General features: G+C 61.3%; 1 protein-coding gene. It reads left to right on the forward strand.

The window, feature by feature from the left end; all coding sequences use genetic code 11:
- A partial coding sequence (gene ydcS, locus D8U18_RS23780; RefSeq protein WP_131108624.1) for a putative ABC transporter substrate-binding protein YdcS occupies positions 1–1,068 on the forward strand: 1,068 nt, incomplete at both ends.

Below are 1,068 nucleotides of genomic sequence, written 5' to 3' on the forward strand. Positions count from 1 at the left end.
TGCACAAGACCGCACTGCTCAGTGCAATCACCACGGCGCTGCTGGCCAGCGCCAGCCTCCAGGCCGCCGAGCCGCTGAAAGCCGTCGGTGCCGGCGAAGGCCAACTGGATATCGTGGCGTGGCCCGGCTACATCGAACGTGGCGAAAGCGACAAGGCCTACGACTGGGTGACCGGTTTCGAGAAGGAAACCGGCTGCAAGGTCAACGTGAAAACGGCGGCGACCTCCGATGAAATGGTCAGCCTGATGGCCAAGGGTGGTTATGACCTGGTCACCGCCTCCGGCGACGCCTCGCTGCGGCTGATCGGTGGCAAGCGTGTGCAGCCGATCAACACGGCGTTGATCCCGAACTGGAAAAACCTCGATCCTCGCCTCAAGGATGCGCCGTGGTACGTGGTCAACAACCAGACCTACGGCACCCCATATCAGTGGGGGCCGAACGTGCTGATGTACAACACCAACGTGTTCAAGACTGCGCCTGACAGCTGGGGCGTGTTGTTCAACGCGGAAAATCTGCCGGACGGCAAACCGAACAAGGGCCGCGTTCAGGCCTATGACGGTCCGATTTATATCGCCGACGCCGCGTTGTACCTCAAATCGGCCAAGCCGGAACTGGGCATCCAGAACCCCTACGAACTGACCGAAGCGCAGTACAAGGCCGTGCTCGATCTGCTGCGCGCCCAGCAGCCGTTGATCCACCGTTACTGGCACGACACCACCGTACAGATGAGTGACTTCAAGAACGAAGGCGTGGTCGCGTCCGGCGCCTGGCCGTATCAGGTCAATGGCCTGATCAACGAGAAGCAGCCGATCGCGTCGACCATCCCGAAAGAAGGCGCCACCGGGTGGGCGGACACCACCATGTTGCACGCTGACGCCAAACACCCGAACTGCGCCTACAAGTGGATGGATTGGTCGTTGCAACCGAAAGTCCAGGGCGACGTGGCGGCGTGGTTCGGTTCGCTGCCAGCCGTGCCGGCGGCGTGCAAGGAGAGTGAATTGCTCGGTGCCGAAGGTTGCAAGACCAACGGTTTCGACCAGTTCGACAAGATCGCCTTCTGGAAAACCC

This window comes from Pseudomonas sp. Sample_10, from assembly GCF_004321495.1.
Classification (GTDB): Bacteria; Pseudomonadota; Gammaproteobacteria; order Pseudomonadales; family Pseudomonadaceae; genus Aquipseudomonas.